Annotated in this window: 13 protein-coding genes; 11 read left to right on the top strand and 2 right to left on the bottom strand. The window is 60.2% G+C overall.

The genetic code is table 11. From position 1 onward, the window contains the following. Window positions 1-40 precede the first annotated feature (40 nt). On the bottom strand, window positions 41-1,042 hold the full coding sequence (cysP, locus tag AB8A27_RS18325) for a thiosulfate ABC transporter substrate-binding protein CysP (protein ID WP_441243132.1): 1,002 nt from the start codon (window positions 1,040-1,042) through the stop codon (window positions 41-43). Window positions 1,043-1,344: 302 nt separating this feature from the next. Between cysP and cysG the strand changes: the two genes are divergently transcribed. From cysG to AB8A27_RS18270, 11 genes are all read left to right on the top strand, one after another. Then, window positions 1,345-2,781: a siroheme synthase CysG gene (gene cysG, locus AB8A27_RS18320; RefSeq protein WP_441243131.1), complete on the top strand. Its 1,437-nt coding sequence runs from the start codon at window positions 1,345-1,347 to the stop codon at window positions 2,779-2,781. Then, complete coding sequence (locus tag AB8A27_RS18315; protein WP_068735099.1) at window positions 2,778-3,092, top strand: DUF2849 domain-containing protein; 315 nt, start codon at window positions 2,778-2,780, stop codon at window positions 3,090-3,092. Before cysG ends, AB8A27_RS18315 begins: the two co-directional genes overlap by 4 nt. Before the next feature lie 12 nt (window positions 3,093-3,104). Beyond that, window positions 3,105-4,760 carry a nitrite/sulfite reductase gene (locus tag AB8A27_RS18310; protein ID WP_441243130.1) on the top strand — a complete coding sequence of 552 codons (1,656 nt, stop codon included), beginning with the start codon at window positions 3,105-3,107 and terminating at the stop codon, window positions 4,758-4,760. Then, a complete protein-coding gene (locus AB8A27_RS18305; protein ID WP_441243129.1) occupies window positions 4,747-5,259 on the top strand; it encodes a DUF934 domain-containing protein in 513 nt (170 codons plus the stop codon). Before AB8A27_RS18310 ends, AB8A27_RS18305 begins: the two co-directional genes overlap by 14 nt. A 208-nt stretch (window positions 5,260-5,467) precedes the next feature. After that, on the top strand, window positions 5,468-6,457 hold the full coding sequence (locus tag AB8A27_RS18300; protein ID WP_441243128.1) for a sulfate ABC transporter substrate-binding protein: 990 nt from the start codon (window positions 5,468-5,470) through the stop codon (window positions 6,455-6,457). 66 nt (window positions 6,458-6,523) lie between these two features. After that, window positions 6,524-7,360, top strand: a complete 837-nt coding sequence (gene cysT / locus AB8A27_RS18295; RefSeq protein ID WP_441243127.1) for a sulfate ABC transporter permease subunit CysT — start codon at window positions 6,524-6,526, stop codon at window positions 7,358-7,360. 6 nt (window positions 7,361-7,366) lie between these two features. Continuing rightward, complete coding sequence (gene cysW, locus AB8A27_RS18290) at window positions 7,367-8,260, top strand: sulfate ABC transporter permease subunit CysW (RefSeq protein ID WP_441243126.1); 894 nt, start codon at window positions 7,367-7,369, stop codon at window positions 8,258-8,260. Continuing rightward, the gene (locus tag AB8A27_RS18285) at window positions 8,250-9,290 is read left to right on the top strand and encodes a sulfate ABC transporter ATP-binding protein (RefSeq protein ID WP_115030187.1); all 1,041 of its coding nucleotides are present in this window, start codon (window positions 8,250-8,252) and stop codon (window positions 9,288-9,290) included. Before cysW ends, AB8A27_RS18285 begins: the two co-directional genes overlap by 11 nt. A gap of 84 nt (window positions 9,291-9,374) precedes the next feature. Next, on the top strand, window positions 9,375-9,884 hold the full coding sequence (locus AB8A27_RS18280) for a CAP domain-containing protein (RefSeq protein ID WP_115030185.1): 510 nt from the start codon (window positions 9,375-9,377) through the stop codon (window positions 9,882-9,884). Window positions 9,885-9,994: 110 nt separating this feature from the next. Next, a complete protein-coding gene (locus AB8A27_RS18275) occupies window positions 9,995-11,191 on the top strand; it encodes a DUF3734 domain-containing protein (protein ID WP_441243125.1) in 1,197 nt (398 codons plus the stop codon). Beyond that, window positions 11,191-11,979, top strand: a complete 789-nt coding sequence (locus AB8A27_RS18270) for a 3-hydroxybutyrate dehydrogenase (protein WP_441243124.1) — start codon at window positions 11,191-11,193, stop codon at window positions 11,977-11,979. Before AB8A27_RS18275 ends, AB8A27_RS18270 begins: the two co-directional genes overlap by 1 nt. A gap of 41 nt (window positions 11,980-12,020) precedes the next feature. On the opposite strand, the gene AB8A27_RS18265 is transcribed toward AB8A27_RS18270, so the two are convergent. After that, window positions 12,021-13,397: a flippase gene (locus AB8A27_RS18265; protein ID WP_441243123.1), complete on the bottom strand. Its 1,377-nt coding sequence runs from the start codon at window positions 13,395-13,397 to the stop codon at window positions 12,021-12,023. Window positions 13,398-13,511: the final 114 nt, after the last annotated feature.

Genomic DNA, 13,511 nt, shown 5'->3' with positions numbered 1-13,511 from the left:
GTCATGGCCGGGTCAAGCCGGCCATGACGGAGTTTGTGGTTCACTTCCCGCCGAACAGCGTGTCCAGCTTCGTGCCGGGATTGAGATGTTCGGCATTCAGTTTGTCCCAGCCGCCGAATTCGTCCTCGACGCGGTACAGTTTCACTTCCGGGAATTTGTCCTTGTACTTCGCCATCACGGTCTTGTCGGTAACGCGATTATAGCCCTTGGCTTCGATGTCCTGGCCTTCCGGCGAATAAAGGAATTCAAGATAGGCGGTCGCGAGTGTCTTCGTGCCGTGTTTGTCGGCATATTTGTCGACGACGGTCACCGGGAATTCGGCGAGCACGCTGGTTGGTGGCACCACCACTTCATACTTGTCCTTGCCGGCGAGGTCGCGGATCGACGAGGTCTCGGCCTCGAAGGTGATCAGTACATCGCCGGTGCCGCGCTCGACGAAGGTCGTGGTGGCGGCGCGACCGCCGGTGTCGAACACCGGCACATTGGCGAACAGCTTCTTGATGAAGTCATCAGCCTTGTCTGCACCATACTTGTTCTTCGCGAAGGCATAGGCGGCCAGATAGGTGTAGCGCGCATTGCCTGAGGTCTTCGGGTTCGGGAAGATCACTTGCACGCCCGGCTTCACCAGATCGTCCCAGTCCTTGATACCCTTTGGATTGCCGGCGCGTACCAGGAAGGCCGGTAGCGAGTAGTAAGGCGAGGAATTATTCGGGAGCTGCTTGGCCCAATCGGCTGGAATGAGCTTGCCGCGATCATACAGCACCTGCACGTCAGTGACCTGGTTGAAGGTCACCACATCCGCCTCGAGGCCTTCGAGGATCGAACGCGCCTGGCGCGACGAGCCGTTATGCGACTGGTTGATGGTGATGTCCTGGCCAGTCTTGGCCTTCCACTGCTTGAGGAAGGCGGTGTTGATCTCGGCATAGAGCTCCCGGGAGATATCATAGGAGACATTGAGCAGCGTGGTTGGGGTCTGCGCCTGGGCGGGGGCAGTCGCGAAAATGCCGAGCCCGGCGGCGAGAGCGATAATGAAACGGTTCACGTGAAGTCCCCTGTGAGTGAGAGCGATCGGATGGCCGGGAGCGGCGGCTGCGGCGTTTTGCCCGGCAAACGGTCCGGAATTTGCTGCGTAACGGAGGGCGGGCGCAGGTGCGGTTTCACGCAACTCCTGCATCGGCCGACCGTTATTGAGAAGAAGCATCTACGACGCTTGGTGTTTGAGGGTAAAAATTCTATAGTTAGAACGCCTCGAAGAAGATAAAATCTTCTCTTTGCGCCTCGTTATCGAGACATATATAGAATATAATTCCAGTCAACCCCGGATTTAGGGGCAGCGGAGTATGTATGCGGTTTCTGCCTGTCTTCCTCGATTTGCAGACCGGGCCGATCGTTGTTGTCGGCCAGGGCGAACTCGTGCGCGCCAAGCTGAGGCTGCTGCTGGCAGCCGGTGCGCGGATTCGCTGGTACGCGACGGACGGCAATCGTGACACGGCCGGGCTGGATGCCGAGGGCGTGGCGCACATCGAGCATGTCGAGGGCGATCCGGTGACCGCTGATCTCTCGGGGGTCATCGCCGTGCTCTGCGCCGGCGCCGGTGAACTCGGCCACGCGGTGGCTGCGCGCGCCAAAGCGAGCGGCGTGCCCGTCAATGTAATGGATGAGCTCGCGCACTCCACTTTCATCTTTCCGGCCATCGTCGATCGCGGCGATGTAGTCGTCGCCGTCGGAACCGGCGGCGCGTCGCCGGTGGTGGCACGGCGTGTGCGCGAAAAGATCGAGGCGATGCTGCCGGCGCGGATCGGCGATCTCGCAGGCTTCATCGGGCGCTGGCGTCAGCCGATCAATGCAAAGATTTCCGAGGCGCCGCTGCGCCGTCGGTTCTGGGAGCGCATCGTCGATGGTCCGATCGGGACCAAGGTGCTCGCCGGGCAAATTCAGGAAGCTGAGCAGGCCCTCACTGCAATTCCCGATCCATCTGCTTTCGCGGGGGCGACAGCCGAAGGCACGGCCAAAGGCCATGTCACGCTCGTCGGCGCCGGTCCCGGCGATCCCGATCTACTTACCATCAAGGCACTGCGCGCGCTGCAGGACGCCGATGTTGTTTTCTATGACGAGCTGGTCTCGCCAGAGATCCTTGATCGCATCCGTCGCGATGCGTCACGCGTTCCGGTCGGCCGTCGCATCGGCAAGCCCGGGATTGGTCAAAGCGCCACCAATACATTGCTGGTGGAGGCCGCGCGGGCCGGTCAGCGCGCCGTGCGCCTCAAGGGAGGCGATCCCTTCATCTTCGGCCGCGGCGGCGAGGAGATCGAATTTCTCCGCGATGCCGGCGTGTCCTACTCGGTCATTCCCGGCATTACCGCGGGCCTCGGCGCCGCCGCGATGTTTGAAACGCCGCTCACCTATCGTGGCGAGGCGCTGCGCATCACTTTCCTCACCGCGCATAAGGAAAAGGATGCCGACAAGGTCGACTGGTCCGTCCTCACCGACGTGAAGATGACCGTTGTCGTCTATATGGGGATGACGGCCGCCCCCGCGATCCGTACGGGGCTTCTCGCTGCTGGCCGATCGCCGCAAACACCTGTTGGCGTATTTGCGCGCGTCACACGACCCGACGCGCAGGCGGCTGTCGGCGTTCTCGAAGACCTTCCGGCGTTGGTCGACCAGATCGAGGGCGGTCCGGCGGTTCTCATCATTGGCGATGTCGTGGCGCATTCCGCGCCGTGGCGCGCCGCTCAGATCAACAAGCTCGTTTCAGATTTATTGGTGGCTGCCGAATGACCTCTCCGCTGCAACAGAAAATCAAGATCACCGGCCCGTCGGTGGTGACTGCCAACCGCACATGGGACGGCGTGGTGATTTATCGCGATGCCCATAAAGGCTGGACCACTGATCTCGCACAGGCTGCCATCGTGCGCACTGCCGATGATGCGCGTGCGCTGCTTGCTGAATCCACAGCTGACGACGTTGGCGCCATTGGTCCCTATATCGCGCCGGTCGCCGTGAACGACAACGGCACCGTCGAGCCGGGCAATCTCCGTGAACAGATTCGCCGCAAGGGCGTCACCATTGACCTTCCGGCTTCGGCTTAAGGCACCTGAATTATGTATGCTTATGATGAAATCGATCGCACGCTGATCAACGAGCGTGTCTCGGAATTCCGCGATCAAGTAAAACGCCGCCTTGCGGGTGAACTCACCGAAGATGAGTTCAAGATGCTGCGGTTGATGAACGGCGTCTATCTTCAGCTTCACGCCTATATGTTCCGCGTCGCTATTCCCTATGGCACGCTGTCATCGCCGCAACTGCGCAAGATGGCGCATGTGGCGCGACGCTATGACCGCGGCTATGGCCACTTCACCACGCGGCAGAACATCCAGTTCAATTGGATCAAGCTCGCCGATCTGCCGGATGCACTGGAAGATCTTGCTTCGGTCGGCATCCACGCGATGCAGACCTCGGGCAATTGCACGCGCAATGTCACCACCGACCAATGGGCAGGTGTCGCGCCGGGCGAGGTCGAGGATCCACGCATCTGGGCGGAATTGCTGCGGCAGTATTCGACCATGCATCCGGAATTCTCGTTCCTGCCACGCAAATTCAAGATTGCGATCACTGCGTCGGCCCACGATCGCGCGGCGATCAAGGTGCATGACATTGGCCTGCGAATTCACAAGAACGAGGCCGGCGAGACTGGCTTCGAGGTGTTGGTCGGCGGTGGCCTTGGTCGTACGCCATTCATCGGCAAGGTGATCAAGCCGTTCGTGCGCGGCCGCGACATTCTGAGCTACGTCGAGTCCATCCTGCGCGTCTATAATCAGTATGGCCGCCGCGACAATATCTACAAGGCGCGCATTAAGATCCTGGTTCATGAGCTGGGCATCGAGAAATTCGCCGCCGAGGTCGAAGATGAATGGCTGGCGACGCGTGACAGCGCGTTGACGCTGGACAGCGAGGTGGTCGAGGATATCCGCTCGCGCTTCAGCTATCCGAACTATCAGAAGCTCTCCGATACGCCGGACGAGTTAACGGCCGCGTCGGCCGATCCGCATTTTGCGCGCTGGCTCAAGAACTCGGTCGCTCCGCATCAGCGGACCGGTTACGCCATCGTGACATTGTCGTTGAAGCCGGTGGGCGGCCCACCCGGCGATGCCACGGCCGACCAGATGGATGCGGTCGCCGATCTTGCCGACAAATACTCGTTCGGCGAAATCCGCGTGGGCCATGAGCAAAATCTGGCGCTCCCGAGTGTGGCCAAGCGCGATCTGCCCGCACTGTGGCGGCAACTGGACAAGCTCGGTCTCGCAACGCCGAACGTCAATCTGGTCACCGACATCATCGCGTGCCCTGGCCTCGACTACTGCTCGCTGGCCAATACGCGATCGATCCCGATCGCGCAGGAATTGACGCGGCGTTTCGCCAATAACGATCTCGCGGAGCTGATCGGTCGGCTGCATATCAACATCTCCGGCTGTATCAATGCCTGTGGCCATCACCATGTCGGCCATATCGGGATTCTCGGCGTCGAGAAGAATGGCGAGGAATTCTTCCAGATCACAATCGGCGGCCGTGCCGACGAACATGCCGTGGTCGGCACCCTGATCGGACCGGCAGTGCCTTTTGCCGAGGTTGCTGACGTCATTGAGGATATCGTCGAAGCCTATCTGGCACTGCGTGCCCGGCCGGATGAATTGTTTGTCCAGACTGTCGAACGCCTCGGCGTCGAGCCGTTCAAGGAGCGCGTTTATGCCACTCGTTAAACAAGGCAAGATCATTGCCGACGGCTATATTCAAGTGGCCGACGATGCGGAGATTCCGGTCGACGGGGCGGTGTTGATTCCGGCCGCGCGTTTTCTCGCCGCCCCGGAGGCGCTGCTGAAGCGCAGTGGCCCGACCGGCGTGATCTGGCCGAACAACCGCGATCCGGAAGAGCTGGTGCCCTATCTCGACAAGCTCGCGGTGGTTGCGCTGGTTTTCCCGTCGTTCCGTGACGGCCGTGCCTACAGCCAGGCGCGTCTGTTGCGCGAGCGCTACAAATACAAGAGCGAATTACGAGCAACCGGCCAGGTGTTGCGCGACCAGTTCGTCATCATGCTGCGCGCCGGTTTCGATTCGTTCGAGGTGAAGAAGGATGCCGATGCAGAAGCCTTTGCAGCCACGGTGAAGCGCTACACGGTGTTCTATCAGCCCACCGGCGATGGCCGCGTTACGGCGCTGCATCAGCGCATGCAATTGCGCCACGCGGAGAGCACGCGCTAATTCGCCGCATGCTAACGGCTTTTGCAGCGTTGGTTGATGACAAATGACCAGCGCGCGATACGGTATCCGTGCAAAGGCGTATTCATAGCACATTGCTGCCGTCATGCCGCCAACATTGGAATCTGGTTTCGTTGACTTAGCGGTACATCTTCAAGATTTTGCGCCCCACCTCATGACGATCGTGTTGTGAGGTTGGATGGAGATCAAAATGGTCCGTCGTATTCTTCCCGTCATCGCGGGTCTCTTGATTGCAGGATCGGCGCACGCGGCAGACATTTCGCTGCTCAACGTGTCATATGACCCGACACGTGAGCTCTATGTCGAGTTCAACAAATCGTTCGCTGCTGCGTACCAGAAAGAAACTGGCAAGAGCGTCGAGATCAAGCAGTCGCATGGCGGCTCTGGGGCGCAGGCGCGCTCCGTGATCGATGGTCTGCAAGCCGATGTGGTCACCCTCGCGCTCGCCTATGACATCGATGCAATCGCCAGTAAGGGCTTGCTGGCGAAGGACTGGCAGAAGCGCCTGGCGCAGAATTCGTCGCCCTATACGTCGACCATCGTATTCCTGGTGCGCAAGGGCAACCCCAAGGCCATCAAGGACTGGGACGATCTGATCAAGGGCGGCGTCAGCGTCATCACGCCGAATCCGAAAACTTCTGGCGGCGCGCGCTGGAACTATCTCGGCGCCTGGGGCTATGCTCTGAAGAAATATGGATCGCAGGACAAGGCAAAGGAATTTGTCGGTAACATCTTCAAGAACGTTCCGGTTCTCGATACCGGCGCGCGTGGCTCGACCATCACCTTCGTCCAGCGTGGCGTCGGCGATGTCTTGCTGGCCTGGGAAAACGAGGCATATCTAGCAATCCAGGAGTTCGGCAAGGACAAGTTCGAGATCGTGGCGCCGTCGCTTTCAATTCTCGCCGAACCGCCGGTCGCTATCGTTGATACTGTCGCCGACAAGAAGGGTACCAAAGCCGCTGCCGAGGCCTATCTGAAATACTGGTACACCAAGGAAGGTCAGGAGATCGCCGCGCGCAATTTCTACCGTCCGCGTGACGCCGATATTGCCAAGAAGTACGAAGCTTCCTTCGCCAAGGTCGATCTGTTTACGATCGACGACGTGTTCGGAGGTTGGACTAAGGCGCAGAGCGAACACTTCTCCGACGGCGGCGTGTTCGACAAGATCTACAAGAACTGATCGTTCGCAGCGAAACAGCCAGACCGGTACGCCGGTCTGGGGCTTTTACCAAAGCAAGGGGACATTGTGAGCGCGGCACCTAAACGAAGTTCGTTGCCGGGGTTCGGTCTGAGCATGGGCCTGACCCTGACATGGCTGTCGCTTTTGATTTTGATCCCGCTGGCGGGGTTGTTCGTCAAGACAGCGGATCTCAGTCTCTCGCAATTCCTCGATACCGTCACCAGCAACCGCACATTACACGCGCTCAGAATTTCGTTCGGATTGGCCTTCGCGGCTGCGCTGGTCAATCTGGTCGCTGGCCTGATTATCGTCTGGGCCCTGGTGCGGTACCGATTTCCCGGTCGCCGGCTGTTTGATGCCATTGTCGATATCCCGTTCGCCCTGCCCACTGCAGTGGCAGGCATCGCGCTGACGACATTGTTCGCGCAAAACGGATGGCTCGGCGCGCCGCTGGCGTCACTCGGCATCAAAGTGGCGTTCACGCCGCTCGGAATTTTCCTGGCGATGGTTTTTATTGGCATTCCCTTCGTGGTGCGGACTGTGCAGCCGGTGCTGATCGACCTCGATGTCGAGATCGAAGAGGCTGCTGCCTGTCTCGGTGCCTCTCGCTGGCAGACCATCACCCGCGTCATCATTCCCAGCCTCACGCCGGCCATTCTCACCGGCTTCGCGCTGGCGTTTGCTCGCGCCGTTGGCGAATATGGCTCCGTGATCTTCATCGCCGGCAACCTTCCAAATGTGTCGGAGATTGCGCCGCTCTTGATCGTCATCCGGCTGTCGGAATTTCGCTATGCCGATGCGACAGCGATCGCGGTGGTCATGCTGGTCTTTTCATTCCTGATCATCTTCCTGCTCAATCGGCTGCAGCGCTGGGCGCAGACCCGCGCGCTGGCAGTGAGTTGACCTGACATGACCATTACAATTATCAATTCGCCAGTCACCGTGGAGCGCGCCGAGTCCGTGGCACGACAGGACCTGCATACCGAGCCATGGCTCGTGCGCGGCATCATTATTGGTGTCGCAGTGATGTTCCTGACAGTGTTCGTGGTCTTGCCGCTGATCTTGGTATTCTCGGAGGCATTGTCCAAGGGCGTCGGGTTCTATTTGGCGGCCTTGGCAGATTCCGAGGCGCTCTCGGCAATCTGGCTGACGCTGATCACAGCGGTGATCTCGGTCAGCCTCAATCTGGTATTCGGCGTTGCCGCCGCCTGGGCGGTGGCCAAATTCGAATTCAGGGGCAAGACCTTGTTGGTCACCCTGATCGATCTGCCGTTCTCGGTCAGCCCCGTTATCTCCGGTCTGGTATTCGTGCTGCTGTTTGGTGCGCAGGGTTTCTTTGGGCCATGGCTGATGTCGCACGGCATCAACATTCTGTTTGCCGTGCCGGCGATCGTGCTGGCGACCACCTTCGTCACCTTTCCGTTCGTCGCCCGGGAGCTGATACCGCTCATGCAGGAGCAGGGATCGCAGGAGGAAGAGGCTGCGATCTCGCTGGGGGCGAGTGGCTGGCGTACCTTTATTGTGGTGACGCTCCCCAACATCAAATGGGGTCTGCTCTACGGCGTACTGTTGTGTAATGCGCGGGCAATGGGTGAGTTTGGCGCGGTTTCGGTGGTGTCGGGTCACATTCGCGGCGAGACCAACACTATGCCGCTGCTGGTGGAAATCCTGTATAACGAATATCAACTGGTGGCGTCGTTCGCGATCGCGTCATTGCTGGCTCTGCTGGCGCTCTTGACGCTGATCGCAAAGACCATCCTCGAAGGCCAGATCGAAGAAGGACAACTGCCCCGTGACGATTGAAGTTCGCAATATCGTAAAGCAGTACGGTGCCTTCAAGGCGCTGGATAATGTCGACCTTCGGGTTGCGGATGGTGAATTGCTCGCGCTGCTCGGACCGTCCGGTTCCGGCAAGACCTCGTTGCTGCGCATCATCGCCGGGCTCGACTGGCCGGATGCCGGCGAGGTCTCGTTCGACGGCGAGAACGCATTGGCGCGCGGCGCCGGCGAGCGCCACGTCGGTTTCGTATTCCAGCACTATGCGTTGTTCCGCCATATGAGCGTGTTCGAGAATGTGGCCTTCGGCCTGCGCGTGCAGCCGCGCGCCGTGCGCAAGAGCGAAGCGCAGATCCGCGCGCGGGTGAAGGAGCTTCTCGATCTCGTGCAGCTCGACTGGCTCGCCAATCGTTATCCCAGCCAGCTCTCGGGCGGCCAGCGGCAGCGTATTGCGCTGGCGCGCGCGCTCGCCATCGAGCCGCGCATTCTGCTGCTCGACGAGCCGTTCGGTGCGCTCGATGCTAAGGTACGCAAGGAGTTGCGGCAGTGGCTGCGTACGTTGCACGAGGAAATCCACGTCACCTCGATCTTCGTCACGCATGACCAGGAGGAGGCGCTCGAAGTCGCCAATCGCGTTGTGGTGATGGACAAGGGCAAGATCGAACAGATCGGCACGCCTGGCGACGTTTACGATAATCCGGCGACGGCTTTCGTGCACTCGTTCATAGGTGAATCGATTGTGCTCCCGGTCGATGTAAGTGGCGGCCAGGTCAAGCTCGGCCATCGCCCGCTTAACATCGACGCGGGTGGTGCCGTCGGTCCCTCGAAACTGTTTGTTCGTCGTCACGACATGCAGATCGGTCCGGTCGGCGAGGGAGCCCTCGAAGGCACTGTGCGTCGCGTCCGCACCTTCGGCCCGATCCAGCGCGCCGACATCGCGCTCTCTGGTGATGATACGCTGGTGGAGATCGATGCCCCGCGCGACCGCCCGCTCACCACGGGTGATGCAATCAGTCTGCAGCCACGGCGCTACCGGATCTTTGCCGGCCAGGAATGACTGGCGCTTTCTAAAAATCCCGTCCGTTCACCTTTCAGCCACGGTTGGTGTGCAACAACGGCCCCTTGATTTGGGGGATTGCCGATGAAGCGGGTGGCTCTGGCCAGTCTGGGATTTCTGTTGCTGGCAGGGTGTGCGGGGACCGTCGATACTCTGCCGGACCAGCCCACTATGTATCTCAGCATGGCCAATGGCGGCGCCAAGCTCGATCCGGTGGCTGCAGCCTCGATGATCTCGCTGTACCGGCAGAATAACGGCCTCGGCCCGGTAGTGGTCGATCCCGCACTGATGGCGCTGGCAGAAGATCAGTCCACTGCCATGGCCAAACGGAACAAGCTCGATCACGATGTCAAGGCGCCGTTGGCCAAGCGCCTGAATGCAGGCGGCTATCCGGCGACCTTGGCGGTTGAGAACGTCTCGGCCGGCTATCATACTATGGCCGAGGCCTTTTCTGGCTGGCGAGACTCGCCGCCGCATCGCGCCAATATGCTGAAGTCCGGTGTCACAAAACTGGGCATTGCGGCGATTTATGCTCCCAACACCAAATACAAGGTGTTCTGGACCATGATCCTGGCTTCGACGGATTCCAAATGAGCCTTCCCAGATAGCCGAAGCGTGATGGTGCTCTGCACCATCCGTGATTGACGCCGCGGCAAGGGAGCGCCACGGTAAGGTTCCCGTCGCCGACAGGATCGAGTGGTCCCATGGATATGTCCGATCAGCCTCAATCCAGCGCTGCCAGCAGACCCGCCGAAGCCAAGCGGGTGCTGGTGCTGCAAGGGGGCGGCGCGCTTGGCTCCTATCAGGCCGGCGCCTATGAGGCGCTGTGTCATCACGATTTCGAGCCGGAATGGGTGGCTGGCATCTCCATCGGTGCCATCAACGCGGCGATCATCGCCGGCAATGAGCGCGACAAGCGGATCGGCAAGCTCAAGGAATTCTGGGAGATGGCGGCATCGCCGGTCCCCTGGAGCCCGATGCTGACGGATGACCGCGCGCGTTCTTACTTTTATGAGGCGGGTGCCGCTGTCATTGCTACATTCGGCGTGCCAGGTTTTTTTGTGCCGCGGATTCCGCCCGCGCCACTGTGGCCGCCCGGCAGTCCGCAGTCTCAGAGCTATTACGACACCGCGCCGCTGAAGGCGACGCTGGAACGGTTGGTTGACTTTGATCGTCTCAACGACTGCAAGACCCGGCTAAGCGTTGGCGCCGTGAGCGTGACCACCGGCAACTTCACTTATTTTGACAACACGCTCTTCAAGAAAGATCGCAAAAGGATCGAGCCCGAACACATCATGGCCTCCGGCGCGTTGCCGCCGGGCTTTCCGTCGATCGTGATCGATGGCGAGCATTTCTGGGATGGCGGCATCGCCTCAAACACGCCGCTGGATTTCGTGCTGGATGACGTCACCAGCGATCTGCTGATCTTCCAGGTCGATCTGTTCAGTGCGCGCGGGCCATTGCCGCAATCGATCCTGGAAGCACAGGAACGCGAAAAGGACATTCGCTATTCCAGCCGCACCCGCATGAATACCGACAAGAACAAGAAGATCCACAACATCCGCAAGGCACTGCGTGATCTGATTGGCAAATTGCCGGCAGAACTGAAGCAGGATCCCGGAGTGGCGCTGTTATCAGAAGCTGCGAAGGAAAATACCGTCACGGTGGTGCATCTGATCTATACGAGCAAGAATTACGAGTCGTCGTCGAAGGATTACAACTTCTCGCGCATCGGCATGGTCGAACACTGGAACGCAGGCGAGCGCGACGTATTCCTTTCGATGCGCCACAAGGACTGGTTCGAGCGGCCGCAATCCGATGAATCGATGGTGACCCATGCGCTTACCGCCGACGACTACAATGACATTCCGCAGCATTTGACGTCCAACAGGAGTAAGTAATGGCTAATCTCACAGGCAAGACCGCTGTCGTCACCGGGTCGACCAGCGGCATCGGCCTCGCTTATGCGCGCGCTTTCGCAAGCGCAGGCGCCAATATCGTGATCAACGGCATGGGCGCGCCAGCCGATATCGAGAAAGAGCGCGCAGCGATCGAGAGCGATTTCAAGGTGAAGGCGATCCATTCGCCGGCCGACATGACCAAGCCGGCGGAGATTGCCGACATGATCGCGCTCGGCGAGAAGACCTATGGATCGGTCGACATTCTCGTCAATAATGCGGGCATCCAGTTTGTCTCGCCGATCGAGGAGTTCCCGATCGAGAAGTGGGATGCGATCATCGCCATCAATCTTTCCTCGGCCTTCCATGGTATCCGCGCCGTCGTGCCCGGCATGAAGAAGCGCGGCTGGGGCCGTATCATCAACACCGCCTCGGCGCATTCGCTGGTCGCCTCGCCATTCAAGTCGGCCTATGTCTCCGCCAAGCACGGCATCGCCGGCCTGACCAAGACGGTGGCACTGGAAGTCGCCACCCACAAAATCACCTGCAATTGCATTTCGCCCGGCTATGTCTGGACGCCGCTGGTTGAAAAACAGATTCCCGACACGATGAAGGCGCGGGGACTGACGAAAGAGCAGGTCATCAACGACGTTCTGCTCGAAGCGCAGCCGACCAAGGAATTCGTGACGTCCGAACAAGTCGCAGCGCTGGCGCTGTTCCTGTGCGGCGACGATGCCGCACAGATCACGGGCACCAACCTGTCGATCGACGGTGGCTGGACGGCTGAATAAATTTTCTTCCTGACCTCCTCCTGCCTTGCAGGGGGAGGTTGTCAGGCGCTTTGTTTCCCGAAGGCGAGCACGTGTAGCCCGAGGCGCTGGCGAACGATCCAGAACAACAAGATCGTCTCGAATGTCAGCGCGATCGACGTCGCCGTTGCCGCGCCATGACCGCCGAATTTCGGTACCAACACGAGACACAGCACCAGGTTCATGACGAAGGCCGACGCATAGGCCACGGCGCAAATGTGCTGGTGGCCGAGCATGTTGAGCAGCCGCTCCACCGGGCCGATAGCAGCCCGCACCACAAGGCCGATGGCTGCGATGAACATGATGTCGTAACCGCTGGTGAATTGCGGACCGAACAACCACAGCAGCGGCTTGCCCAAAGCGAGCAGGATCAGCGTCGCTGCGAGCGATGGCCAGAACGTCCACTTGATCGCGTGGGTGACGTAAGCGGCAAGTCGATCCTTGTCACCGGCCGCGTGATATTCGGTGAAGCGATGTGCGGTGGTCGCCGACATTGCGTAATGAATGAACGACACCAGCGCCAGGGTCTTCACCACAGCGAAATACACACCGACCTCGTCGGATGAGACGAATTGCTGCAGCACCAGCACGTCGGTGTAGGACAGCAGAAGATAGAAGCTCTCGACCAGCAGGATCGGCAACGACACGGCGAGCCAGCCGCGATAGTCATAAGCTTTCGGGCCGGCTTCGATATGCGCCGCGAGCCGGCGGTTGAGCACGATCATCTGGCCGATCATCGCGACCCAAACGGCGGCGACGCTGGCGAGCATTGCGATGGATGCACCAAGCTTGAAGCCCAGTGCGAAGGCGCCGGCGGTGAAGCCGATGATGAGCGCCTGGCGGATGATGAATTGTGGCATCAGGCCGAGGCGCATCCAGTCATGCGAGCGCGCGATGCCATCCTGCGTGTTGGCAACGACGAAGGCCGGCAGCGTCAGACAGCCGAGATAGAGCGGCACCACCGTGTCGGCGTCGATCCAGGGCGAGATGAGTTTGACGAGGCCGGCAAGCAGCAGCGAGACCATTACCGAGACGATGCCGGTCATCCAGCGACTGCCGGAGAGAAAGCCGCGCAACCGCGCGTGGTCACCGCTGGCGCGATATTCCGGGATGATCTTCTGGGCTGACGCGGCGATGCCGAAATCCATCATCGAGCCGAACAGCAGCACCCAGGTCCAGACATAGACATAGATGCCGTAATCCGACGTGCCCATCCAGCGTGCCAGCAGGATCTGCGAGAAGTAAGCGAGGCCGGCGGAAATGACGCGAATGAGGAAGATGGTGCCGGCGAGGCGGCGTGTCAGTGAGGCCTCGCCTGAGCCGGTGAACAGCGCACGCAGCCTGGCCTTGAGGCCGGCGGGCGCGCTTGCGGGTGCGGCTTCTGCGTCCATCACGGCCACGACAATGTCCTCAGCCGCAGGCATGCGGCAGTGGTCTGGCGTAGCAAGCAGTCGTTAACATCCGGTTGGACGGAGATGTGCAGGTTGCGTGCAACAGGTCACGCGCCAGCGGTA

The organism is Tardiphaga sp. 768_D3_N2_1 (assembly GCF_052076105.1).
Lineage (GTDB): Bacteria > Pseudomonadota > Alphaproteobacteria > Rhizobiales > Xanthobacteraceae > Tardiphaga.
This window is presented reverse-complemented; position numbering and strand designations above follow the sequence as displayed.